We start from the raw sequence: 24,027 nt of genomic DNA on the forward strand, positions 1-24,027 counted from the left end.
CATGCGGGTTGACGCCCTTTTTCAGGTGCTTGCGCGAGGTGTCTCATCACATTAATAGTTGAATTCAACGAAATCCTCCTGTAAGATGGTTATAGTATGTACTTTTAGTACTAGCCTATAAAAAAGATAAATCCATACATAGGGGTGCAAATCCATGTTAAAAATTGAAGAGATTCATGAACTAATTAAATTAATTGACGAATCAACAATTGATGAATTTACGTACGAAAATGAAGGCGCAAAAATCAAGTTAAAGAAAAATAAAGAAGTCGTTCAGCAAGTTGCGGCACAAGCACCAGTGGCTCCTGTCCAAGCAGCTCCAGCTCAACAAGCTCCTAAAGCACAAGCTCCAGCTCAGACCGAAGCCCCTGCACAAGAGGCAACTGCGTCTGAAAACCTGCATAAAATCACATCCCCAATGGTTGGCACATTTTACGCTTCTTCTTCACCAGAAGCAGATCCATATGTGACAACAGGTTCTAAAGTGAAGGAAAACTCAGTTGTATGTATCGTTGAAGCGATGAAACTGTTTAATGAAATCGAAGCAGAAGTAAAAGGCGAAATCGTCGAAGTATTAGCTGAAAACGGTCAGCTTGTAGAATTCGGACAACCCCTCTTTCTAGTGAAAGCAGAGTAAGGAGTACGATCATGATTAAAAAGCTATTAATTGCAAACAGAGGAGAAATCGCAGTTAGAATCATCCGTGCTTGTAAAGAGCTTGGAATTGAAACAGTTGCGGTATTTTCTGAAGCGGATCGTGATGCGCTGCATGTTCAAATGGCTGATGAAGCATATTGCATCGGACCGACTGCTTCAAAAGATAGTTATTTAAATGTGACAAATATTGTCAGTGTCGCAAAACTAACAGGTACAGATGCCATCCATCCAGGATATGGTTTCCTTGCTGAAAATGCAGACTTTGCAGAGCTTTGCGAGGAATGTAATGTCATCTTTGTTGGACCAACTGCGTCAGCAATTTCCAAAATGGGAACGAAAGATGTGGCAAGAGAAACAATGAAGCAAGCTGGAGTTCCAATTGTCCCTGGTTCTCAAGGAATTGTAAAAGATCTTGATGATGCTGTTTCAACAGCAGCTAGTATTGGGTATCCTGTCATTATTAAAGCAACTGCAGGCGGTGGTGGTAAAGGTATCCGTGTGGCTCGCACAGAAGAAGAGCTCATTAACGGTGTCACCATTACGCAGCAGGAAGCAGCACAAAACTTCGGGAACCCAGGTGTCTATTTGGAGAAATTCATTGAAGACTTTAGACACGTTGAAATTCAAGTCCTTGCTGATCAGCATGGAAATACCATTCACTTAGGTGAACGTGATTGTTCTATCCAAAGAAGAATGCAAAAGCTTCTGGAAGAAACGCCATCACCTGCACTAAATGCAGATATACGTGAGCAAATGGGTGAAGCAGCCGTAAAAGCAGCCGAAGCTGTTGAATACACAGGTGCCGGAACGGTTGAATTCATTTACGATTATAATGAAGAGAAGTTTTACTTCATGGAAATGAATACACGTATCCAAGTAGAGCATCCTGTAACGGAAATGGTCACTGGTGTTGATTTGATCAAAGAACAGATCAAAGTAGCTTCAGGTGAAAAGCTTTCCCTTACGCAAGAGGATGTCGTATACGAAGGCTGGGCGATTGAATGTCGTATTAATGCAGAGAACCCTGAGAAAAACTTCATGCCTTCTGCTGGTGAAATTAAAATGTACCTTCCGCCAGGCGGTTTAGGAGTACGTATTGATTCTGCCGCTTATCCTGGTTATGTGATTCCGCCATATTACGATAGTATGATTGCGAAAGTGATCACATATGGTAAAACGAGAGAAGAAGCAATTGCAAGAATGAAACGTGCGCTGCAAGAATTCGTCATTGAAGGAGTCTACACAACGATTCCATTCCACCTCAGATTACTAGAGCACGAAACATTTGTGAGCGGTAATTTTAATACGAAGTTTTTAGAAACGTATCAAATTATGAAATAATAACAGCTTTTGGAGGTGAATGATCGTGTCAGAAAACAATTTGCTTGAAATGAACCTTGATGAAGATCAATTGGGAAAAGTGCAAATTGCGCCAGAAGTGATTGAAGTCATTGCTGGGATCGCTGCATCAGAGGTCGAAGGAATTGCGGAAATGCGCGGCAACTTCGCTGCTGATGTGGCAGAACGCTTTGGGAAGAAAAATCACCGTAAAGGTGTGAAAGTAGATGTCTCTGATGAAGGCATCACAATTGATGTGTATTGTGTGGTTGAATTTGGCCTATCCATTCCAAAGGTATCCACTGCTGTTCAAGAAAATATCCGTCAAACCCTTTTAAACATGACGGCCTTAACGATTAATGAAATTAACATTCATGTCGTTGGCATTCAATTTGATACAAAAACAGCTGAAGCTGAAGTTGATCAAGAAATGTAAAAAGGGTTGAAGTGAAACCAAGGAGGCATTGCCTCTTTGGTTTTTTAAACCCCATTTTTGGGAAAATTCCACATGATGATTACGTCACGCATGGAGTGATTCGTTTTTCGTCACAGCTCGCATGGATCTTGGTGCGACTGCGGTCAAAATATGTTATGATCTCTGTATGGCTTAACGACAAGCGGATAAAGTGGTTAAAGGAGTAAATAATGAAAAGAAGAACTGCAAGAGAAAAGGCGCTACAAACATTATTTCAAATTGATGTCAGCAATATTGATCCGAAAGAGGCCATTACACATGCGCTGGATGAACAAGAATCAGATCCTTTTTTCGAGGAACTGGTTTTCGGTGTGCTCGAACAAAAGGACAAGCTCGATGACATGATTTCACAGCATCTTGTGAATTGGAAACTTGATCGTATTGCGAACGTAGACAGAGCCATTTTAAGGCTGTCTGTGTACGAAATGGTATATCAAGAAGATATCCCGGTGAGTGTTTCAATGAATGAAGCCATTGAACTGGCTAAATTGTTCGGTGACGATAAGGCGCCGAAATTTGTAAATGGTGTACTTTCAAACATTAAAAACGACCTAAAGCAGCAATAGGAGGATTCGACATGACAGCAACAATCATCGATGGGAAAGAAACAGCAAAAGAAAAGCGTGAACAATTAGCAAAAGAAGTAGAAGAGCTAAAACAAAAAGGAGTCACACCTGGTCTTGCCGTTATTCTAATCGGTGATGATCCGGCTTCACTTTCTTACGTACGCGGGAAGAAAAAAGCAGCAGAAGCCATGGGCATGCATTTCCAGCTTGATCATTTAGATGCTTCTTTAACAGAAGAGGAATTGCTAAAGATGATTGATCAGTACAATGCGAATGATCAATTCCACGGAATTCTTGTTCAGCTTCCACTGCCAAAACATATTTCTGAAAAAGCCGTCATTGAACGAATTTCACCAGAGAAAGACGTAGATGGTTTTCATCCGCTGAATATCGGGAAAATGCTACTTGGGGAAGACACATTCCTCCCTTGCACACCAGCAGGTATTGTTGAATTATTGAACAAAACAGGTGTGGATCTCTCTGGCAAAGAAGTGGTCGTTGTAGGACGAAGCAATATCGTCGGCAAACCAGTTGGACAATTGCTATTAAACGAAAATGCAACCGTCACCTACTGTCATTCAAGAACGGCGAACATTTCAGAACATACGTTAAAAGCGGACATTTTAGTTGTTGCCGTCGGTCGAGCAAACTTTATTAAAGCTGACCAAATTAAAGAAGGCGCTATTGTCATTGATGTAGGAGTCAATCGTCTAGAAACAGGGAAACTTGTAGGCGACGTTGACTTTGAAGCAGCAAAAGAAAAAGCTTCTTACATCACACCAGTCCCTGGCGGAGTGGGTCCAATGACAATTACGATGCTTGCACACAATACGGTTAAATCAGCAAAACGTACATTATCATAAGCTTGATCCATTCATCCACCTGCGTGCTGCCGGTGGATGAATGTGCGTTTTTGAAGAGGAGGAATACGTCATGAGTGAAAAAGCCTTTGTGACGGTCACAGCCCTTACAAAATACATAAAAAGAAAATTTGATGTTGACCCTCATTTAGAAGATATTTGGATCAAAGGTGAGTTATCAAATGTGAAGATTCATTCAAGAGGTCATGTTTATTTCACCTTAAAGGACGAAAATGCACGTATGCAAGCTGTTATGTTCCAGCGCTCCGCGTCCAAGCTACCTTTTTCACCAAAGAGCGGAATGAAAGTGTTCGTACGTGGCGGAATTCAAGTCTACGAACCGAGCGGAAGCTATCAATTATATGCAAAAGAAATGCAGCCTGATGGTGTTGGTGCTCTTCATCTTGCCTATGAAGAGCTGAAGAAGAAACTAGCAAGTGAAGGCTTATTTGATGAGCGCTATAAAAAAACAATTCCTGAATATCCAGAGGTTGTTGGTGTCATTACATCCCCAACAGGAGCAGCTGTTCGAGATGTCATTACCACGATCAATCGGCGCTATCAGCAGGCCAAGATCATTGTGCTTCCGGCATTAGTCCAAGGAGAAAATGCTCCGCGTTCGATTGTGGAACGGATTAAAGAAGCCAATGAAAAACAGCTTTGTGATGTCTTGATTGTCGGGAGAGGCGGAGGATCGATTGAAGAACTTTGGGCCTTTAATGAAGAAGCAGTCGCAAGAGCGATCTTCGCATCAGACATTCCAATCATTTCTGCCGTTGGGCACGAAACAGACTTTACCATTAGTGATTTCACTGCAGACATGAGAGCACCCACACCAACAGGAGCAGCAGAACTAGCTGTTCCAAGCACCGCTGATTTAATTGAACGAATCAAATCAATCGACATTCGGTTAACAAGAGCAGTAAAAAATCGAACGTCACAAGCAAAAGACCGTCTTGTGGCACTTCAATCCTCTTATGCTTTCCGATTTCCAAAACGATTACAAGAGCAAAAAGAGCAACAATTCGATATGGTATTTGATCGTTTTCAAAAACAGCTGACAAGACAAATGGAACAAAAACGCAGTCAACTTGACCGCCAAACATATAGACTGAAGCCGCTTCATCCAAAAGAGCAGCTGCTTCAGGCGAAAAAACGCCATGCCAATGAAACCGAACAGCTCGTTCGGAGCATGAATGTGCAAATGAAAACAATTCATTCGCAGTTCCAATCGGTTCTTGGTAAACTAAATGCATTAAATCCGCTTCAAGTCATGGAAAGAGGCTATAGTTTAGCTTATAAAGAAGATGAGCTCATTAAAAGTGTGAATCAAGTAGAAACGAAGGATCAACTGACGATTACAATGAAGGATGGACGTCTGATTTGTGAGGTTATTGAGAAGGAGGGCAATCATCATGACAGAATCAAATAAACAAAAAGAAGAACAAATGACATTTGAAGAGGCCATGAAAGGACTTGAAGAGATTGTGGGAAAGCTCGAAGAAGGCGATGTACCGCTAGAACAAGCTATCCACTATTTCCAAGAGGGTATGACGCTCTCAAAACTTTGCCATGAAAAATTACAGCATGTTGAAAAGCAAATGGATTTCATTTTAAAAGAGGACGGTGAACTGGCTCCTTTTTCTGTGAAGGAGGCAGATGCTGGTGACAAGTAACTTAAACGAATTTTTAACAACACGAAAACAAGCAATTGAAGACTATTTATTTACATATGTGCAGGAATTGTCTATTCCAGAAGAGCTGAAATCTTCTATGCTTTATTCTCTGAAAGCTGGCGGAAAAAGACTGCGTCCTGTGCTTGTTCTTGCTCTTTTAGATGCGTATGGGAAAAAGGAAGAAGACGGTATACCAGTAGGTTGTGCAGTGGAAATGATTCATACGTATTCCTTGATACACGATGATCTTCCTTGTATGGATGATGATGATCTGCGCCGAGGAAAGCCGACCAACCATAAAGTATACGGCGAGGCAACAGCTGTTCTTGCAGGTGATGCGCTGCTCACTGAAAGCTTCCGTCTCATTACATCGCAATTATCTGACGATGTACCTGCTGATCAAAAGCTTCGAATCATCGATGAACTTGTTACATCAGCAGGTGCACTCGGAATGGTTGGCGGGCAATTTGATGATATGGAAGCAGAACAGAAACAAATCCCTCTTTCTGAATTAGAATCGATTCATGCCCGCAAAACAGGAAAGCTACTCACCTTTAGTGTGGTTGCTGGTGCGATACTGGCAGGTGCATCTGATGATGAGATCGAAAAGCTGAGAGAATTCAGCTATCATATTGGCATTGCTTTTCAAATCCGTGACGATATTTTAGATCTTGAAGGCAGCGAAGAGAAAATAGGAAAGCGGATCGGCTCCGATACAGCAAATGAAAAGTCGACATATCCTTCTTTATTAACGCTTTCAGGAGCAAAAGAAAAGCTGGATGAACATATCACTCGTGCGAAAGAAATTGTCTCAAATCTTGAGTTGGAGCAAAACTTGCTGCATGATTTATGCGATCTGATTGCCTCACGAGATCACTAAAAACAGCCTAGATTTGAGGGTCCTCGAGCAATTGTGGTAAACTGTAAACAGTTTATCATGATGAGACAACTCTTATTCCTGAATTGGTTTTCGTAGGAATAAGGCATTATATATGTAGATAGAAATTTTGTTGAAAGCGAGTTGATCCTGATTGGATCTTTTATCAATAAAAAATCCAACGTTTCTAAAAGGAATGTCAAATGCAGAATTAGAGGAGCTTAGTGCGGACATTCGCACGTTTTTAATTGAGTCGTTAGCGAACTCTGGTGGGCACATTGGTCCAAACCTTGGTGTCGTTGAACTTACTGTTGCACTTCACAAAGTATTTGACAGCCCGAAAGACAAATTTCTTTGGGATGTTGGACATCAGTCTTACGTTCACAAGCTGTTAACTGGAAGAGGCGCCGAGTTTGATACGCTTCGTCAATATAAAGGGCTCTGCGGTTTCCCCAAACGAAATGAAAGTGAACATGATGTTTGGGAGACTGGACACAGTTCAACCTCATTATCTGGTGCAATGGGAATGGCGGCAGCGCGTGACATTAAAGGAACAGATGAATACATTCTCCCGATTATCGGCGATGGTGCACTAACCGGCGGTATGGCGTTAGAAGCACTGAACCATATCGGGGATGAAAAAAAAGACATGATTGTGATCTTAAACGACAATGAAATGAGTATTGCGCCAAACGTTGGTGCGATCCATACAATGCTTGGCAGACTACGTACAGCTGGTAAATACCAATGGGTAAAGGACGAGCTTGAATACTTATTCAAGCGTATCCCAGCAGTAGGCGGGAAGCTTGCTGCAACAGCAGAACGTATCAAGGACAGTCTGAAATATTTGCTTGTCTCTGGTATGTTCTTTGAGGAAATGGGCTTTACTTACTTAGGACCAGTAGACGGACATTCCTATGAAGATTTGTTTGAGAATCTTGAATACGCAAAGAAAACAAAAGGCCCGGTTCTCCTTCATGTCATCACGAAAAAAGGAAAAGGCTATAAGCCGGCCGAATCTGATAAGATCGGCACATGGCATGGAACAGGACCATACAAAATCGACACAGGTGACTTTGTAAAACCGACAGCAGCTGCACCGTCATGGAGTGGTCTCGTCAGTGAAACCGTCAGAAAGCTGGCACGGGAAGATGAGCGGATTGTCGCAATTACACCTGCAATGCCCGTTGGCTCAAAGCTTGAAGGATTTGCAAAAGAATTCCCTGAGCGAATGTTTGATGTTGGAATTGCAGAGCAGCACGCTGCAACAATGGCAGCTGGACTTGCTACACAGGACATGAAGCCATTTTTAGCGATTTATTCAACGTTCCTTCAAAGAGCCTATGATCAAGTGCTGCATGATATTTGCCGTCAAAATCTCAATGTGTTCATTGGAATTGACCGTGCAGGTCTTGTCGGTGCAGATGGAGAAACACATCAAGGTGTGTTTGACATTGCTTTCATGCGTCATATGCCGAATATGGTTCTCATGATGCCAAAGGATGAAAATGAAGGACAGCATATGGTCAACACAGCCATTCAATATGATGATGGTCCAATCGCCATGCGCTTCCCGCGTGGAAATGGACTAGGCGTCAAAATGGATGAACAGCTGAAAACCATCCCAATTGGTTCTTGGGAAGTTCTTCGTCCCGGGAAAGATGCTGTCATTTTAACATTCGGTACAACCATTAAAATGGCGCTGCAGGCAGCAGAAGAACTGCAAAAAGAAGGAAAATCAATCCGTGTTGTCAATGCACGTTTCATTAAGCCTCTTGATGAAGGCATGTTAAATGAGATACTGTCTGAAGGTTTGCCAATTTTAACAATAGAAGAAGCGGTGCTTCAGGGTGGATTTGGCAGCAGCGTATTAGAATATATTCACGACAAAAAAGCGTCTCATATAAAAGTAGAACGTATGGGCATTCCAGATGAATTTATTGAGCATGGAAGTGTCGATGCGCTACTTGAGGAAATTGGACTGACGAAAACACAGGTTGCTGAAACATTACGTGACCTGCTTCCCGCAGCACCAAGAAAAGGAATTGGATCATGACATCAAAGAAAGAACGACTTGACGTTTTATTAGTCGAACAAGGACTAATGGAAACGAGAGAGAAAGCAAAACGCGCCATTATGGCAGGGATCGTTTACTCAAATGAAAACCGTTTGGATAAGCCAGGAGAAAAAATCGCTCGTGATACCCCGCTGACTGTGAAGGGGAATCCGCTGAAATATGTCAGCCGAGGTGGGCTAAAGCTCGAAAAGGCACTTCAGGAATTTGATTTAACCGTTGAAGGAAAGCTTTTAATTGATATCGGCTCATCAACAGGGGGATTTACAGATTGCGCACTCCAAAATGGAGCAGTCAAATCCTATGCTGTGGATGTTGGTTACAATCAGCTTGCGTGGAAATTACGACAGGATGATCGGGTGATCGTCATGGAACGCACCAACTTCCGCCATTCTGTTCCGGCAGATTTCACCGAAGGATTACCAGAGGTTGCATCTATTGATGTATCATTTATCTCGCTCAAACTTATTCTTCCCGCATTAAAGCATATTCTTATCCCAGGCGGCGACTGTATTGCGCTAGTGAAGCCGCAGTTTGAAGCGGGCAGAGAGCTTGTTGGAAAAAAAGGCATTGTGCGAGAACCTTCTGTACATCTTGGTGTGCTAGAAGAAATGAATCAATTTGCTGCAAAAGAAGGCTATGATGTAAAGGATGTTTCGTTTTCACCGATTACAGGCGGAGATGGAAATATCGAATTTCTCCTCCACTTGGTCCTGCATCCCGATCAAGAAGAGAATACGGCACTTCCAGTATCTGAACTTGAAAAAGTCGTCAAAGAAGCCCATGCCGTATTGAAAGAAAAGAAAAACAGTCCTGAGCCGGCTGACACATGAATTATTGAAACAAAAGGAATAATAGCTCGCTATTATTCCTTTTTACATGGTCAAAAGATCAGAATTGACCGTTTCTCACGTAATGCTTGTTTTTTGAAGTGTGCATCATATAACATAGAACGTAAAGACAAACTGAGATTCTAACGCCTAGGGGGGTCAAAATGAACAAAGGTCAAAGACATATTAAGATTAGAGAAATTATCGCAAGCCAAGAAATTGAAACACAAGACGAATTAGTCGATATTTTGAAAGCGGATGGATATAACATCACACAGGCGACCGTATCAAGAGATATCAAAGAACTGCATTTAGTCAAAGTGCCAACAAATAACGGAACATATAAATACAGCCTTCCTGCAGATCAGCGGTTTAACCCGCTATCAAAATTAAAGCGTTCCTTAATGGACGCATTTATTAAAATGGATGCTGCCAGTCATTTAATCGTTTTAAAAACAATGCCTGGGAACGCTCAAGCCATCGGTGCTTTAATGGATAATTTAGATTGGGAAGAAATTATGGGAACCATTTGTGGGGATGATACCATCTTAATCATTTGCCGCACGCCAGACGATACGGATACCGTTTCGTCCAAAATTTTAGAGCTTCTATAAAGAGATCAGGTTTACAAAAAGAGGTGTCAAATGAGTGTTAGCAGAACTAACCATTAAAAACTTTGCAATCATTGAGGAGTTAACGGTTTCGTTTGAAAAAGGACTCACAGTTCTAACAGGGGAAACAGGTGCCGGAAAATCAATCATGATTGACGCTGTCTCACTTCTCGTAGGGGGAAGAGGATCATCCGAATTTGTCCGTTATGGCGAAAAAAAAGCAGAGCTGGAAGGCCTTTTTCTTGTACCAGCAGATCATCCTGTATTTGCCCTTTGCGAGGAGCAAGGAATTGATGCATCTGATGAAATGATGATTCTTCGCCGTGATATCAATCAAAGCGGGAAAAGCATTTGCCGCATTAATGGGAAGCTTGTCACCATCTCGCTTTTAAGAGAAGTTGGCCGGCTTTTGCTTGATATACATGGACAGCACGATAATCAGCTGTTAATGGAGGATGAAAATCATTTACATTTGCTTGATCAATTTGGAGCAGAAGAAATTGCACCTGCTCTCTCACAGTATCAAGAAGCGTATGATCAATATATGAAGACGGCGCAAAAACTCAAACAGCTGTCTGAAAATGAACAAGAAATGGTTCACCGGTTAGACTTATTGCAATTTCAGCTGGAAGAGATTGAAGCGGCACAATTAGAGCCTGGGGAAGATGAGAAGCTTCAAGAGGAACGTCATCAAATCAGCAATTTTGAAAAAATCTTTTCCTCGCTTCAAAACGCGTATAATGCTCTGCGTAATGAGCAGGGAGGACTTGATTGGGTTGGGATGGCTTCAAGCGAGCTTGAGCAAGTTTCTGAGATCAATGACGATCTGAAAAAGCTCTCTGAGCAAGTGTCAAACTCCTATTATTTATTAGAAGATTCTACTTTTCAAATGCGCAGCATGCTTGATCAATTAGAATTTGACCCAGCCCGTCTTGATTTTATTGAGTCTAGGCTAAATGAGATGAAGCAGCTGAAGCGAAAGTACGGCACAACCGTTGAGGAAATTTTAGAATATGCGGCTAAGATTGAAGAGGAGATAGACCAAATCCAAAATCGAGACAGCCATTTGCAGACACTTAAAAACAAACTTGATGCGATAAGCCGGGATGCATTGCTTGAAGCGCTTAACGTGTCAGAGCTCCGTAAAAAATGGGCGAAAAAACTGGCGAAGCACATTCAAGCTGAATTGAAGGATTTATATATGGAGAAGTCTTCTTTTGATACCGCTTTTACGATTCGATATGCACCTTTTGGCAGTACGGACTGCCCGCTTTTAGATGGAAAACCCGTACAGCTCGGGAAAAATGGCATAGATCAAGCGCAATTTGTCATTTCTACAAATCCGGGTGAACCGATGAAATCTTTGTCAAAAGTAGCATCTGGAGGAGAAATTTCACGTGTCATGCTGGCAGTGAAAAGTATTTTCTCAGCGAAACAAGAAGTGACGTCCATTATATTTGATGAAGTGGATACGGGTGTTAGCGGCAGAGTCGCACAAGCCATTGCTGAAAAAATTTATAAAGTAGCAGCAGGCTCACAAGTACTCTGTATTACCCATCTGCCGCAAGTTGCAGCAATGGCTGATACACATCTTTTTATTTCTAAACGCGCTAAAGCTGGTAGAACAATGACGAACGTCAAACCACTCAGTGATGATGAAAAAGTGAGTGAAATTGGCCGAATGATTGCTGGTGTAGAAGTCACTGAGCTCACAAAACAGCATGCAAAAGAATTACTGCACCAAGCAAATGATGTCAAAACGACAGGGTAGCTGAAACAACAGCTGCCTTTTTTATATTGTCTCATATTCGCCGTATATACGCATGAAATCGTCTTTTTCTTTTATCAATTTATCCAATCATTTTCTAAAGGTGTCGGTTATAAATCCTCGCTAAGAAGGCAAAAGTAAAGATGTAGCCAAAACATTAATGTTCTGGTGTGGGTAAGGAGCGAGGAGAGTGAAAAATGAATGCCCGAAAAGATGAGAAAAGCCATTGGTGTGATTCTCCTTGTTTCTTTAATAAGTACAGGGTTTATGAGCATAGTGAAGGAATATATCAGCATTCCAACAACTGTCGCAGTATTTGAACACGAGAAGCATTCGATTGATACATCCATTGAAGCGTCAGCCAATGCTTCTTCACCAGCCTTTAGTCTTTCAGAGAAAAAAAATCAACTTGAAGTAACGGGACAAAAGGCGGGAAAAGCCGAAATTGTTTATGATTTTAAAGGATTTCCTATTAAGAAAACAAAAGTCGATGTTCTTCCCGAATTAAAAGTCATTCCTGGAGGACAATCCATTGGCGTCAAACTCCATTCTGTCGGAGTTCTCGTTGTCGGTTTTCATCAAATCACAACAGCAGACGGCAAAAAATCACCAGGTGAAGCTGCAGGCATTCAATCAGGGGATATGATCATTGAGATCAATGGTCAGAAAATGGAGAAGATGAATGACCTCACCCCATTTATTCAGAAAGCCGGAAAAACGGGGGAAACCCTTCATTTACTCATAAAAAGAGACCATAAAACCTTTCAAACGACATTAACACCCGCTAAAGATGCAAGTGAAGGTACTTATCGAATCGGTCTTTATATTCGTGATTCCGCAGCAGGAATCGGGACGATGACCTTCTTTGAACCATCTTCTAAAAAATATGGTGCCCTTGGGCATGTGATTTCTGACATGGATACAAAAAAACCAATCGTGGTCGACAATGGTGAAATTGTCAGATCAACTGTCACATCCATTGAAAAAGGGACAGGAGGCAACCCTGGAGAAAAATTGGCCAGGTTTTCTTCCGAAAGAAAAACGATAGGTGATATTTCACGTAACAGTCCATTCGGTATATTTGGTACGTTAACCGAAAAACTTGAAAATCATGTAGCAGACAAACCACTTCCAGTCGCATTATCAAATGAAGTAAAAGAAGGTCCAGCCGAAATATTAACGGTTGTGGACCATGATAAAGTAGAGAAATTTGATATTAAAATCGTCAGCACAACACCACAAAAATTCCCAGCAACAAAAGGAATGGTGCTTAAAGTAACAGATGAACGCTTATTAAGCAAAACGGGCGGGATCGTTCAAGGAATGAGCGGAAGTCCGATCATCCAAAATGGCAAAGTCATTGGAGCGGTCACTCACGTGTTCGTCAATGACCCTACAAGCGGATACGGCGTACACATTGAATGGATGCTGTCAGAAGCAGGAATTGATCTTTATCAAAAAAACAAAAAAGCAAGCTGATGAAAAACTGCCGCGAATCTTCCGGCAGTTTTTTTCTACCCTTTCTTTCTCTTCCATCATGTTATAAAATAAGGAAAAAGAGATTTTTCGACAAAATGGAAAACAGTTTGTTGTCAAATTGCAATAATCGTCGATTCATTAAGAAAAACGTAGAAAAAGCTAGATAATGCTCTATTATTCGGAAAATTAAACTTTTTTAAAGGGGATAGCATGGTTTTGTCGAATTGAACACTCAGAAGAGAAATGCAAAAGACTAAGGAATCGACATTGGGGAGGAAAGAACGTGGAGAAAATTAAAGTGTGTGTAGCTGATGACAATCGAGAACTTGTTGGCCTTTTGACAGAGTATATTGAGGGACAGGAAGATATGGAAGTACTTGGCGTGGCGTATAATGGTCAGGAATGTCTGACATTATTTAAAGATAAAGAGCCCGACGTTCTCCTCTTAGATATTATCATGCCTCATTTAAACGGTCTTGCTGTACTGGAACGCCTCCGTGAAAACAATGAAATGACGAAACAGCCAAGTGTCATTATGCTGACGGCTTTCGGACAAGAAGACGTAACGAAAAAAGCAGTCGATTTGGGCGCATCCTATTTCATTTTGAAACCATTCGATATGGAAAACCTCGTAGGTCATATTCGTCAAGTCAGTGGAAACGGCACACAAGTCAGCCATCGATCTTCATCTATCCAAAACAGTGTCCTTCGCAGCAAACCTGAACCGAAACGTAAGAACTTAGATGCGAGCATTACGACGATTATTCATGAGATTGGCGTGCCAGCTCATATTAAAGGCTATTTATACTTAAGAGAAGCCATTTCAATGGTGTACAATGATATTGAACTACTCGGCAGTATTACAAAAGTGTTGTACCCAGACATTGCAAAGAAATTTAACACGACAGCCAGCAGGGTAGAACGAGCGATTCGTCATGCCATTGAAGTGGCTTGGAGCAGAGGGAATATTGACTCCATTTCGTCACTCTTTGGTTACACAGTCAGCATGTCAAAAGCCAAACCGACCAATTCCGAATTTATTGCCATGGTGGCTGATCGTCTGCGTTTAGAGCATAGAGCAAGCTAAGTCACCTTCCATAAAAAAACGTTTCTTCAATGAGGCGTTTTTTTATTTTTGTAAAATATTGCTAAAAAATGGTTATGTTGATAAAATCATCTTTAATGTTTAAATTGGACAAACGGGTCGCTTTATTTTCAGAATAAAATGAAAAATAAAGCATGAAAGAAATGAATAGGACATAAAATAGTGGTAATCAGCTACGCTAATCAATTGGCTTATAGAAGAAGAAAACGCTCATTCGTAAGAAAAAGGATGAGAGGAAAAGGTCTTATGTAATTAGTAAATAAAGTAAATGAGATCGAAAGTTCTATTTCTATTGACCTGATTGGTTGGCGTTTTAAAGTCACTGGCTTCTTAGAGATTGTGCCATTTGAACTGAATATTCCCATTGTCGAATTTAATAATTTTCACATTCTTTTACTATGCTATAATAATGAAAAGAAGAGGGTGAGGTTATGGGAAAGCTGAAAATCCACTCTGCTGAGGTTGCGAACGAAATTAGCAAGTGGACGAGGGTCATTTCTCAGAATGACCTAGAAAAATCTGCTGTCTATAAAGAGAAAATTCAGAATTTGCTAAAAAATACAGATGAGGATCGAGAAGTTCTTCTTTATTATCAGCTAGTCGACGGCAGACATGAAATGTTACTTGGAAATATTGAAAAAGCCAATCAGATTATGAAAAGTGTCGGAACGCTGGATGAAAAAGCAGATGACATTATTAATTTTTATTTTTACTTTTATAAAGGCCAATATGCTGCCTATGTCAAAAAATATGATGAGGCGATTAGTTTTTATAAGATTGCTGAGCAGCGTCTAAAACGTGTGAATGAAGATCTTGAAGTCGGAACTTTTCATCATAAAGTCGCTTCCATTTATTACGAACTGAAGCAAAATTTCATTTCCATTAATCATATTAAAAAAGCCATTGATACGTTTAAAGCGCATGAGGAATATACCGCACAGGCGATTGACAGCTTAATCTTACATGCGAGCAACTGTATAGATTTACTACAATTTGATGAAGCTGAGGAAAAGTACCAAGAGGCACTTGAGAAAAGTAAGCGCATTAACAATGAAGTGCTGATTGGGAAGTGCTATCACAATTTAGCGGTTCTTTATTACGCAAAACCTGATTATGAAAAAAGCGCGCAATACGCCAAAAAAGGGATGGGCATTCAAATTCATCGCGACAATAGCCATTATTTCATCCAATCTTTATATGTTCTCGCAAATGCCTTAGTTCATTTAGGAGATCATGAGGCGAAAGAATATATTAAAGAGGGGATTCAATATAGCTGTGATATCCAAAATAATGAATATATAGTAAAATTTGAAATTTTGGATTTGATGTGCGAAAATAGTGGAGCAGCAGACGTATTCTCTGAAAAATTAGACTACATAGAAAAAAATAGATTATATGTGGAGCTTGAGGATTTGTCTGAACAAATATCGAAATACTTCAAGGAACGAAATGATTATCAAAATGCCATTCGTTTTCTTGAAAAGAAATTCGATGCACAAATACTTCAAAAGAAAGTGGAGGTTATCTTATGAAAAAGTTGTTGTTAGGTGTAACAATCGTTACAGCAGTCGCAGTTGTTTCTTCCCTTTTTGCTCTTGACGCAGAGACGACAGAGCAAGCCATCAGAGCGATTACGTGATCGAATTTACCTGTCAACCTCTTCTCTCTTATTAGAAGAGGTTTTTTTATGTGCTCAAACTGGCAAAACGAAAAAAGACACGTCATAATATAATATAGGTAATCTTCATATTTAGAGGTGGCATATGACGAAAATTTTTGCACATAGAGGCTTTAAAGGAAACTATCCAGAGAACACCATGATTGCCTTTGAGCACGCACTCCATTCTGGAGCGGATGGGATTGAGCTTGATGTTCAGCTCACCAAAGATGGCAGACTAGCTGTCATTCACGATGAAAAGCTGAACCGAACGACCAATATGAAAGGGTTAGTGAAAGACTATACATATGAAGAGTTAAAAAGAGGAGATGCCAGTCATTCTTTCTATGAAGAAACGGGTGCGGTCTCCATTCCTCTTTTAGAAGAAGTATTAGAGCTAGTGACGCAGAGATCATCCTTTATGATCAACATTGAATTAAAAAACTCTATTTATCGATATCCAGGGATTGAAGAAAAAGTAAAAGAGCAAATTGAGCACTTTCAAATAGAGGATCGAGTACTTGTCTCATCATTTCATCACGGCAGTTTAGCTCTTTTTCACAAGCTGATGCCGCACATTGAACTGGCGGTCCTCACGATGGATGTGATTCATCAGCCGGACATGTATTTAAAAACAATCCCAGCTAAGGGCTACCATCCGAATATAAAGGGCGCTGGGGTGACAAAAGAAGTAGTAGCCGCTCTCCATGCGGACCAACAAGTGATTAGACCGTTTACTGTAAACAGTGAGAAGCAAATAAAAAATATGTTGAGATTGGGTGTTGATGGAATCTTTACTGATTTTCCTGATCGAGCCGTCAAAATAAGAGAAGAAATGAAATAAAGACCCGCTATCAACAGCGGGTCTTTTTCATGATTACCTTTGCTTAAAACGAGTTGTTACTTTATTTCGTTTACGGTCCCTATATAAAATAAATCCTGCAACAACATAAAGACCTCCCCCTAAAAATAACAACCCTGCAATTCCTTGCAGCCATAAATATGGAAATGGTGCAATGATGATGCCGAAAACAGTGTCACGCAGCAGCTTAATGCCAAGTGCTGCAAAGGCTCCAGGTATTAAAATAATCACTAATGCCAGTATTCTCCCCATCAAATGTCCCCTTAAACGTCATTTACTTCCATTGTCTAATTCAAAAAATATTTTGTCAAGAAAGGAAAACGTGGTAATATAGGTGTTGTGCAATTTTTTGCAACGGAAAAATATGGTGTGCAAAATTTTTCATATAAAGGGGTAACGGGATGCAGAGAATCTTGATTGTCGGTGCAGGACAAGGTGGATCAGCACTGCTTGAAACATTGCTGAAAACAAATACGGTTCAAATCATTGCGATCGCCGACCTTGATCTCGAGGCACCGGGGATGGATGAAGCGAAAAAGAATGGAATTGAGACGACGACGGATTGGAAAGAATACATAAAAGATGACATTGATATCATCATTGAAACCACAGGCAGTTCTGCTGTACTGAAGGAACTAATTGAACAAAAACCAGAGCATGCTGTGATTGTGCCTAGCTCGATGGCATACGTCATTTCAGAATTAATGGCAGAGAAACAACAGCTTATTCAAATATTGAAGGAACAAACCTATAAACATGACCGCATTTTTAATGCAACGAATGATGGCATGATTTTTATTAATATGGATGAAGAAGTGGTCCTGTTTAATCGATCGGCTGCCAAAATGGTGGGGTGTTCGCAAAAGGATGCGATTGGCCGTCACATTCGAGAAGTGATTCCGAACACGAAACTTCCCGATATATTAAGGTCAAGGGAGCCAGAATTTAACCAAAAGCAATTTTTGAATCAGCAAATTCAAATTGTGACCACCCGTCTGCCGATTATTGATGACGCGGGGAGAATGTTAGGTGCTTTATCCATCTTTAAAGACATTACAGATGCGGTGGAGCTTGCGGAGGAAGTAACGAACCTCAAAGAAGTAAGAACGATGCTTGAGGCCATTATTCAATCATCAGATGAAGCCATATCGGTTGTCGATGAGCAGGGAAAAGGTATTTTGATCAACCGTGCTTATACGAAAATGACCGGTTTAACGGATAAAGAGGTCGTGGGGAAACCGGCAGGCGCTGATATTTCCGAAGGGGAAAGCATGCACTTAAAGGTGCTTGAAACAAGAAGACCAGTTCGAGGCGTCAGAATGAAGGTTGGTCCAAATAAAAAAGATGTCATCGTCAATGTAGCACCTGTTATTGTGGACGGCATTCTAAAAGGCAGTGTCGGGGTCATTCACGATGTATCCGAAATTCAATCATTGACGAATGAATTAAATAAAGCAAGACAGCTCATTCGAACACTTGAAGCAAAGTACACATTTGAAGACATTATTGGAGAAAGTGAACAAATGCTTGTCGCACTTGAGCAGGCAAAGCTGGGTGCAAAAACGCCGGCAACCATTTTACTTCGCGGAGAATCAGGTACTGGGAAAGAGCTGTTTGCGCATGCCATTCACAATGAAAGTGATCGCAAGTACAACCGCTTTGTCCGTGTCAACTGTGCTGCCTTATCAGAAACTCTTTTAGAGTCAGAACTGTTTGGCTACGAGGAAGGAGCGTTTTCTGGTGCAAGGCGTGGCGGGAAAAAAGGGCTGTTTGAAGAAGCCAATCACGGCAGTATCTTTTTAGATGAAATCGGTGAAATGACGCCAAGTACACAAGCGAAATTGCTGCGTGTCATGCAGGAAAAAGAAATTGTTCGGGTAGGCGGAACGAAAGCGATACCGGTCGATGTGCGTGTGATCACAGCGACAAATGTCAATATTGAAAAGGCGATGGCAGAAGGGAAGTTCAGAGAGGATTTATATTATCGAATGAACAGATACCCGATATCGATCCCACCGCTCAGACAGCGTCTCGAAGATATTGAATCATTAAGTAAACGCCTCATCCAAAAGATCAATTTAGACTATGGGCGAAACGTCAGCGGCTTAACAGATCGTGCGCTTAAAAGACTTCGATCATATAGCTGGCCAGGCAACGTGAGAGAGCTTGAAAATGTGCTTGGACGAGCGATGATCTTTTTGAATCCGCAAGAAGAATGGATCGATGAAGCGCATATCGCCTTCATGGAGTCAGACGAGCATGAGGAAAAAGAGCAGCAGGAACTGGCTGTTAGTCAATTTGAGGGGGAGACGCTCTCAGATGCTGTAGAAGCATTTGAAGCGCAGCTGATCAAACAAACCCTTGAAAAACATCAATTCAATCGCACAAAAACAGCGAAAACGTTAGGGATCAGCATTCGAAATCTTTACTATAAAATGGATAAGTATCAGCTTGCAAAAGATAGCATGCAGTAACATGCACGTAACCTGCAAGAAATTGCATGATTTCTTTGCGAAAAGGCTAATTTTTCACACATTTCAAGCTGGCACGGAACTTGCATATAAAAAGAGGAACCGAGCACAAGGAAAGGTGGGCAAGTATGAAGCTTGACGATCTGATTATCAAAGCCTCGCAGCTGCAGAATAAAACAGCGGCTGTGGCTCATGCAGAAGACGAAGAAGTGCTTCATGCCATCAAAATGGCAATCGAACGAAAAGTCGCTCGCTTCCTGCTGGTTGGAAACAAACGCAACCTAAAGGAGCTAGTCAAACAGCATGAGATCAACGAAGACTGGATAGATATTATTCATTCAGATTCACCCGAAGAATCTGCCAAAATTGCCGTTCAGGCAGTAAGTGAAAATCATGCAGATATTCTCATGAAGGGTCATGTCCCGACAGCCGTACTGTTAAAAGCTGTCTTAAATAAAGAATATGGACTTCGGACAGCGAGTGTCCTTTCACATGTTGCTGCCTTCGAAGTACCGGGCTTTGACCGTTTTATCTATGTGACGGACTCTGCGATGAACATTGCGCCTGATTTAAATATGCTGAAAGAAATTACGGTGAATTCCGTTCAAGTCGCACAAGCTGTCGGAAATGATATGCCCAAAGTGGCGGTATTATCAGCGGTAGAAGTCGTAAACCCAGCGATGGATTCGACGCTCACAGCTGCAAGCCTTGCGCAAATGAATCGAAGAGGTCAAATTTCTGGCTGTCTGATTGATGGGCCGCTTGCTTTAGATAATGCCATTTCTCAAACGGCAGCTTCTCATAAAAATATTACGAGTGATGTGGCTGGTCATGCAGATATTTTGCTTGTGCCAACCATTGAAGCAGGCAACATTCTTTATAAATCTCTCATCTACTTTGCTCATGCAAAAGTGGGAGCTGTGGTGGCAGGAGCGAAAGCACCGATTGCTTTAACAAGCCGGTCTGATTCAGCTGAAAGCAAGCTCTATTCAATTGCACTTGCCATCTGTACATCTAATTAAGCGAAAGTATTAGGAGGAATAGAAAATGGAACTTTTTAAATATATGGAACGATACGATTATGAACAGCTTGTATTTTGTCAGGATGAACAGTCTGGTTTAAAAGCCATCATTGCCATTCATGATACAACACTTGGGCCGGCACTCGGCGGAACAAGAATGTGGACATATGAAAATGAAGAAGCAGCTATCGAAGATGCCTTGCGTCTTGCAAGAGGTATGACTTATAAAAATGCGGCGGCAGGGCTTAACCTTGGCGGCGGTAAAACGGTCATCATTGGTGATCCGAGAAAAGAAAAAAATGAAGAAATGTTCCGTGCTTTTGGCCGTTACATTCAAGGATTAAATGGCCGTTATATCACCGCTGAAGATGTCGGTACAACGGTAGAAGATATGGATCTTATCCATGAAGAAACAGACTTTGTCACAGGCATCTCTCCTGCATTTGGTTCTTCAGGAAATCCATCTCCAGTGACTGCTTACGGTGTATATAAAGGAATGAAAGCAGCTACAAAAGCAGCATTCGGTACAGATTCATTAGAAGGAAAAACAATTGCCGTTCAAGGTGTTGGAAACGTGGCTTACAACCTATGTAAACACCTGCATGAAGAAGGCGCACAGCTCATCGTCACTGATATCAACAAAGACTCAGTTCAGCGAGCTGTAGAAGACTTCGGTGCAAAAGCGGTAGACCCTGATGATATTTATGATCAAGAATGTGATATTTACGCACCATGTGCACTCGGTGCAACCATTAACGATGTGACGATTCCTAAATTAAAGGCAAAAGTCATCGCAGGTGCAGCGAATAACCAGCTGAGAGAAACTCATCATGGAGATCTTATTCATGAAATGGGCATTGTGTACGCACCGGATTATGTGATCAATGCAGGCGGTGTGATTAACGTTGCAGATGAGCTTTATGGCTATAATGCAGATCGTGCAATGAAAAAAGTAGAAGGCATTTACCAAAACATTGAGCGAGTGATTGAAATCTCTAACCGTGATGCCATTCCAACTTATAAAGCGGCAGACCGATTGGCTGAAGAGCGAATTGAAAGAATGCGCAAATCAAGAAGCCAATTCCTGCAAAATGGTCAACATATTTTAAGTCGTCGCTAAATGGATGAATGAGTTGAAACGGAGGTTTTGTTTTTGCTGACAAAAGAATGGCGTATTCTCACTATTAATCCTGGCTCTACTTCAACAAAAATCGGTGTGTTTCATAATGAACGATCTATTTTTGAAACGACATTAAGACATACAGATGAGGAAATCAAGCAGTTTCCTCATATCATTGATCAATTTTCATTCCGCAAAGAAACCATTTTGAAAACACTGCATGAACAGGGGATGAACATCTCAAAGTTTGATGCAGTTTGCGCACGCGGTGGTCTTCTTCGTCCGATTGAAGGTGGCACATATGAAGTAAATGAGCAAATGGTTGAAGACCTAAAAGAAGGGTATGCTGGCCAGCACGCCTCTAATCTAGGCGGAATTATTGCCCGAGAAATTGCACTTGGCCTTAACATCCCAGCTTTTATTGTTGATCCCGTAGTCGTAGATGAACTGCAGCCGATTGCTCGTATTTCAGGACTGCCAACAATTGAGCGGAAAAGCATTTTTCATGCGTTAAATCAAAAAGCAGTCGCAAGAAAAACGGCTGCTTCGTTTGGAAAGCGTTACGAAGATTTGAACATGATCATTACCCATATGGGCGGCGGAATTACGATTGGTGTACATCAAAAAGGAAAAGTCATTGATGTGAATAACGGTCTTCATGGCGAGGGTCCTTTCAGCCCAGAGCGGGCAGGTACTCTTCCAACAGGTGACCTTGTTAATTTATGCTTTTCTGGTGAATATTCACAAGAAGAAATGCTCAAACGCATTATTGGCGAAGGCGGTCTTGCGGGCTATCTTGGTACGACAGATGCAGTAAAAGTAGAGCGCATGATTGAAGCAGGCGATGAGCGTGCGGCGCTTATTTATGAAGCGATGTGCTATCAAATTGCCAAAGAAATTGGTGCGGCTAGTGCGGTTTTAAAAGGAGCTGTTGACGTCATTGTGTTAACAGGAGGCCTTGCGTACAGCAAACAAATTACGTCAAGCATTAGAGGATACATTGACTGGATTTCAGATGTTGTTGTGTACCCAGGTGAAAATGAATTGCAATCCTTAGCAGAAGGGGCGCTTCGCATTTTAAAAGAAGAAGAATCACCAAAAGAATACCCAAATGATCAAAAGGCGGAGAAAGGAGTGACAAGTCATGGCAACTGAATATGACCTCGTCATTCTTGGTGGAGGCACAGGCGGCTATGTAGCGGCCATTCGTGCCTCTCAACTTGGATTGAAAACAGCAGTCGTAGAAAAATCAAAGCTCGGTGGAACATGTCTTCATAAAGGCTGTATCCCATCTAAAGCGCTTCTTAGAAGTGCAGAAGTCTATCAAACGGTCAAACGTGCCGCTGATTTTGGCGTTGAAGCAAGCGGAATTGCCTTACAATTTGCCAACGTACAAAAAAGAAAAACAGAGATTGTCGACAAATTAGCAGGCGGCGTCAAACACTTAATGAAACAAGGGAAAATTGATGTATACGAAGGAATAGGCCGTATCCTAGGCCCTTCGATCTTTTCGCCAATGCCAGGCACCATCTCGGTAGAAATGGCGAATGGCGATGAAAATGAAATGCTGATTCCAAAGCAGGTCATCATTGCGACTGGGTCAAGACCGCGCGTCCTGCCCGGACTTGAAGCGGATGGAAGACACATCCTTACATCAGACGAAGCACTTGAACTGCAAGAACTCCCGCAGTCCATGCTGATTGTCGGCGGAGGCGTGATTGGGATCGAATGGGCTTCCATGCTTAACGATTTTGGCGTAAAAGTCACAGTGATCGAATTTGCAGATCGCATTTTGCCAACAGAGGATCAAGATATTTCTAAAGAAATGGAAAAGCTTTTAACGAAAAAGGGCATCACCTTAGTGACAAACGCGAAGGTTCTGCCAGATACTGCCGAAAAGCACGAGAATCTCGTCAAGATCCAAGTGGAACAAGGTGGAGACACTCAGTCGTTTGAAGCAGAGAAACTGCTTCTTTCAGTTGGCCGAGTGCCAAACGTGGAAGGCATAGGACTTGAAAACACGGACATCCAGACAGAAAAGCAAGGCATTGTCGTGAATGAGCATTATCAAACGAAAGAGTCACATATTTACGCAATAGGTGATGTCATTGGCGGTCTTCAGCTGGCGCATGTCGCATCACATGAAGGCATGATTGCAGTGGAACATATGGCTGGTCAAGATCCAAAGCCGCTTGATGAAACGCTCGTGTCTAAATGTGTGTACTCTCACCCAGAAACCGCTAGTGTTGGACTGACTGAACAGGCGGCAAAAGAGCAAGGCTACGAAGTCAAGATTGGGAAGTTTCCCTTCATGGCCATCGGAAAAGCGCTTGTATTTGGAGAGTCTGATGGATTTGTCAAAATCATTGCTGACCAAAAGACAGATGATATCTTAGGGATTCATATGATTGGTCCTCATGTAACAGATATGATATCTGAAGCTGGATTAGCCAAAGTACTAGATGCAACTCCGTGGGAAGTGGGGCAGACGATCCACCCGCACCCAACCTTGTCAGAAGCAATTGGCGAGGCAGCACTGGCTGTTGACGGAAAGGCGATCCATTTTTAATCAAGGAGGG

Annotated in this window: 22 protein-coding genes; 21 read left to right on the forward strand and 1 reads right to left on the reverse strand. The window is 41.6% G+C overall.

Going from position 1 to position 24,027, the window contains the following annotated elements:
- Positions 1–154: 154 nt before the first annotated feature.
- The 16 genes from accB to MHH23_RS09975 all read left to right on the forward strand — a co-directional run bounded on the left by accB (position 155) and on the right by MHH23_RS09975 (position 16,817).
- Entirely contained in the window at positions 155–637 is a 483-nt protein-coding gene (gene accB / locus MHH23_RS09900) for an acetyl-CoA carboxylase biotin carboxyl carrier protein (protein ID WP_019743732.1), read from the forward strand.
- Between the two features lie 11 nt (positions 638–648).
- A complete protein-coding gene (gene accC / locus MHH23_RS09905; protein WP_024718863.1) occupies positions 649–1,998 on the forward strand; it encodes an acetyl-CoA carboxylase biotin carboxylase subunit in 1,350 nt (449 codons plus the stop codon).
- Between the two features lie 25 nt (positions 1,999–2,023).
- The gene (locus tag MHH23_RS09910) at positions 2,024–2,431 is read left to right on the forward strand and encodes an Asp23/Gls24 family envelope stress response protein (protein ID WP_017357965.1); all 408 of its coding nucleotides are present in this window, start codon (positions 2,024–2,026) and stop codon (positions 2,429–2,431) included.
- Between the two features lie 209 nt (positions 2,432–2,640).
- On the forward strand, positions 2,641–3,036 hold the full coding sequence (gene nusB, locus MHH23_RS09915; protein WP_012010530.1) for a transcription antitermination factor NusB: 396 nt from the start codon (positions 2,641–2,643) through the stop codon (positions 3,034–3,036).
- Between the two features lie 11 nt (positions 3,037–3,047).
- Positions 3,048–3,899, forward strand: a complete 852-nt coding sequence (gene folD / locus MHH23_RS09920; RefSeq protein ID WP_007501171.1) for a bifunctional methylenetetrahydrofolate dehydrogenase/methenyltetrahydrofolate cyclohydrolase FolD — start codon at positions 3,048–3,050, stop codon at positions 3,897–3,899.
- Between the two features lie 70 nt (positions 3,900–3,969).
- Positions 3,970–5,328, forward strand: coding sequence for an exodeoxyribonuclease VII large subunit (gene xseA, locus MHH23_RS09925; protein WP_024718864.1), 1,359 nt, complete (start codon positions 3,970–3,972; stop codon positions 5,326–5,328).
- The gene (locus tag MHH23_RS09930; protein ID WP_003215880.1) at positions 5,312–5,572 is read left to right on the forward strand and encodes an exodeoxyribonuclease VII small subunit; all 261 of its coding nucleotides are present in this window, start codon (positions 5,312–5,314) and stop codon (positions 5,570–5,572) included. The genes xseA and MHH23_RS09930 overlap by 17 nt, the downstream gene beginning before the upstream one ends.
- Complete coding sequence (locus MHH23_RS09935) at positions 5,556–6,452, forward strand: polyprenyl synthetase family protein (protein ID WP_196760493.1); 897 nt, start codon at positions 5,556–5,558, stop codon at positions 6,450–6,452. The genes MHH23_RS09930 and MHH23_RS09935 overlap by 17 nt, the downstream gene beginning before the upstream one ends.
- A gap of 151 nt (positions 6,453–6,603) precedes the next feature.
- A complete protein-coding gene (gene dxs, locus MHH23_RS09940) occupies positions 6,604–8,505 on the forward strand; it encodes a 1-deoxy-D-xylulose-5-phosphate synthase (protein ID WP_007501165.1) in 1,902 nt (633 codons plus the stop codon).
- A complete protein-coding gene (locus tag MHH23_RS09945; RefSeq protein ID WP_007501164.1) occupies positions 8,502–9,356 on the forward strand; it encodes a TlyA family RNA methyltransferase in 855 nt (284 codons plus the stop codon). The genes dxs and MHH23_RS09945 overlap by 4 nt, the downstream gene beginning before the upstream one ends.
- Before the next feature lie 161 nt (positions 9,357–9,517).
- Positions 9,518–9,967, forward strand: a complete 450-nt coding sequence (ahrC, locus tag MHH23_RS09950; RefSeq protein ID WP_007501163.1) for a transcriptional regulator AhrC/ArgR — start codon at positions 9,518–9,520, stop codon at positions 9,965–9,967.
- A gap of 34 nt (positions 9,968–10,001) precedes the next feature.
- Entirely contained in the window at positions 10,002–11,735 is a 1,734-nt protein-coding gene (gene recN, locus MHH23_RS09955; RefSeq protein ID WP_008342224.1) for a DNA repair protein RecN, read from the forward strand.
- A 198-nt stretch (positions 11,736–11,933) separates the two neighbouring features.
- Positions 11,934–13,211: a SpoIVB peptidase gene (spoIVB, locus tag MHH23_RS09960; protein WP_007501161.1), complete on the forward strand. Its 1,278-nt coding sequence runs from the start codon at positions 11,934–11,936 to the stop codon at positions 13,209–13,211.
- A 283-nt stretch (positions 13,212–13,494) separates the two neighbouring features.
- Positions 13,495–14,298, forward strand: a complete 804-nt coding sequence (gene spo0A, locus MHH23_RS09965; protein WP_340959427.1) for a sporulation transcription factor Spo0A — start codon at positions 13,495–13,497, stop codon at positions 14,296–14,298.
- 449 nt (positions 14,299–14,747) lie between these two features.
- A complete protein-coding gene (locus tag MHH23_RS09970) occupies positions 14,748–15,848 on the forward strand; it encodes a Rap family tetratricopeptide repeat protein (RefSeq protein WP_024718885.1) in 1,101 nt (366 codons plus the stop codon).
- 231 nt (positions 15,849–16,079) lie between these two features.
- Positions 16,080–16,817: a glycerophosphodiester phosphodiesterase gene (locus tag MHH23_RS09975; protein WP_024718886.1), complete on the forward strand. Its 738-nt coding sequence runs from the start codon at positions 16,080–16,082 to the stop codon at positions 16,815–16,817.
- 33 nt (positions 16,818–16,850) lie between these two features.
- Here the strand turns inward: MHH23_RS09975 and MHH23_RS09980 are convergent, their stop codons facing one another.
- Positions 16,851–17,087 carry a DUF2627 domain-containing protein gene (locus MHH23_RS09980; RefSeq protein WP_017357960.1) on the reverse strand — a complete coding sequence of 79 codons (237 nt, stop codon included), beginning with the start codon at positions 17,085–17,087 and terminating at the stop codon, positions 16,851–16,853.
- Between the two features lie 149 nt (positions 17,088–17,236).
- Here MHH23_RS09980 and MHH23_RS09985 point away from each other — a divergent pair, with 149 nt between their 5' ends.
- The 5 genes from MHH23_RS09985 (at position 17,237) to lpdA (ending at position 24,017) form a co-directional block, all read left to right on the forward strand.
- Positions 17,237–19,309, forward strand: a complete 2,073-nt coding sequence (locus MHH23_RS09985) for a sigma-54 interaction domain-containing protein (protein WP_268431846.1) — start codon at positions 17,237–17,239, stop codon at positions 19,307–19,309.
- A 125-nt stretch (positions 19,310–19,434) separates the two neighbouring features.
- Positions 19,435–20,328 carry a phosphate butyryltransferase gene (yqiS, locus tag MHH23_RS09990; protein WP_008342231.1) on the forward strand — a complete coding sequence of 298 codons (894 nt, stop codon included), beginning with the start codon at positions 19,435–19,437 and terminating at the stop codon, positions 20,326–20,328.
- Positions 20,329–20,353: 25 nt separating this feature from the next.
- The gene (gene bcd / locus MHH23_RS09995; RefSeq protein ID WP_268431848.1) at positions 20,354–21,448 is read left to right on the forward strand and encodes a branched-chain amino acid dehydrogenase; all 1,095 of its coding nucleotides are present in this window, start codon (positions 20,354–20,356) and stop codon (positions 21,446–21,448) included.
- A gap of 33 nt (positions 21,449–21,481) precedes the next feature.
- Positions 21,482–22,603: a butyrate kinase gene (gene buk / locus MHH23_RS10000; RefSeq protein ID WP_017357958.1), complete on the forward strand. Its 1,122-nt coding sequence runs from the start codon at positions 21,482–21,484 to the stop codon at positions 22,601–22,603.
- Positions 22,593–24,017, forward strand: coding sequence for a dihydrolipoyl dehydrogenase (gene lpdA / locus MHH23_RS10005; protein WP_268431850.1), 1,425 nt, complete (start codon positions 22,593–22,595; stop codon positions 24,015–24,017). The genes buk and lpdA overlap by 11 nt, the downstream gene beginning before the upstream one ends.
- The last annotated feature ends 10 nt before the right edge of the window (positions 24,018–24,027 follow it).

It is taken from the genome of Bacillus sp. FSL K6-3458, from assembly GCF_038005045.1.
Lineage (GTDB): Bacteria > Bacillota > Bacilli > Bacillales > Bacillaceae > Bacillus > Bacillus altitudinis.

Bases quoted from the DNA above. Each gene is read 5' to 3' on its own strand.
- accB (WP_019743732.1), top strand. From the start codon at position 155: ATGTTAAAAATTGAAGAGATTCATGAACTAATTAAATTAATTGACGAA.
- accC (WP_024718863.1), top strand. From the start codon at position 649: ATGATTAAAAAGCTATTAATTGCAAACAGAGGAGAAATCGCAGTTAGA.
- nusB (WP_012010530.1), top strand. From the start codon at position 2,641: ATGAAAAGAAGAACTGCAAGAGAAAAGGCGCTACAAACATTATTTCAA.
- folD (WP_007501171.1), top strand. From the start codon at position 3,048: ATGACAGCAACAATCATCGATGGGAAAGAAACAGCAAAAGAAAAGCGT.
- xseA (WP_024718864.1), top strand. From the start codon at position 3,970: ATGAGTGAAAAAGCCTTTGTGACGGTCACAGCCCTTACAAAATACATA.
- MHH23_RS09930 (WP_003215880.1), top strand. From the start codon at position 5,312: ATGACAGAATCAAATAAACAAAAAGAAGAACAAATGACATTTGAAGAG.
- MHH23_RS09935 (WP_196760493.1), top strand. From the start codon at position 5,556: ATGCTGGTGACAAGTAACTTAAACGAATTTTTAACAACACGAAAACAA.
- MHH23_RS09945 (WP_007501164.1), top strand. From the start codon at position 8,502: ATGACATCAAAGAAAGAACGACTTGACGTTTTATTAGTCGAACAAGGA.
- ahrC (WP_007501163.1), top strand. From the start codon at position 9,518: ATGAACAAAGGTCAAAGACATATTAAGATTAGAGAAATTATCGCAAGC.
- spoIVB (WP_007501161.1), top strand. From the start codon at position 11,934: ATGCCCGAAAAGATGAGAAAAGCCATTGGTGTGATTCTCCTTGTTTCT.
- MHH23_RS09970 (WP_024718885.1), top strand. From the start codon at position 14,748: ATGGGAAAGCTGAAAATCCACTCTGCTGAGGTTGCGAACGAAATTAGC.
- MHH23_RS09975 (WP_024718886.1), top strand. From the start codon at position 16,080: ATGACGAAAATTTTTGCACATAGAGGCTTTAAAGGAAACTATCCAGAG.
- MHH23_RS09980 (WP_017357960.1), bottom strand. From the start codon at position 17,087: ATGGGGAGAATACTGGCATTAGTGATTATTTTAATACCTGGAGCCTTT.
- MHH23_RS09985 (WP_268431846.1), top strand. From the start codon at position 17,237: ATGCAGAGAATCTTGATTGTCGGTGCAGGACAAGGTGGATCAGCACTG.
- yqiS (WP_008342231.1), top strand. From the start codon at position 19,435: ATGAAGCTTGACGATCTGATTATCAAAGCCTCGCAGCTGCAGAATAAA.
- bcd (WP_268431848.1), top strand. From the start codon at position 20,354: ATGGAACTTTTTAAATATATGGAACGATACGATTATGAACAGCTTGTA.
- lpdA (WP_268431850.1), top strand. From the start codon at position 22,593: ATGGCAACTGAATATGACCTCGTCATTCTTGGTGGAGGCACAGGCGGC.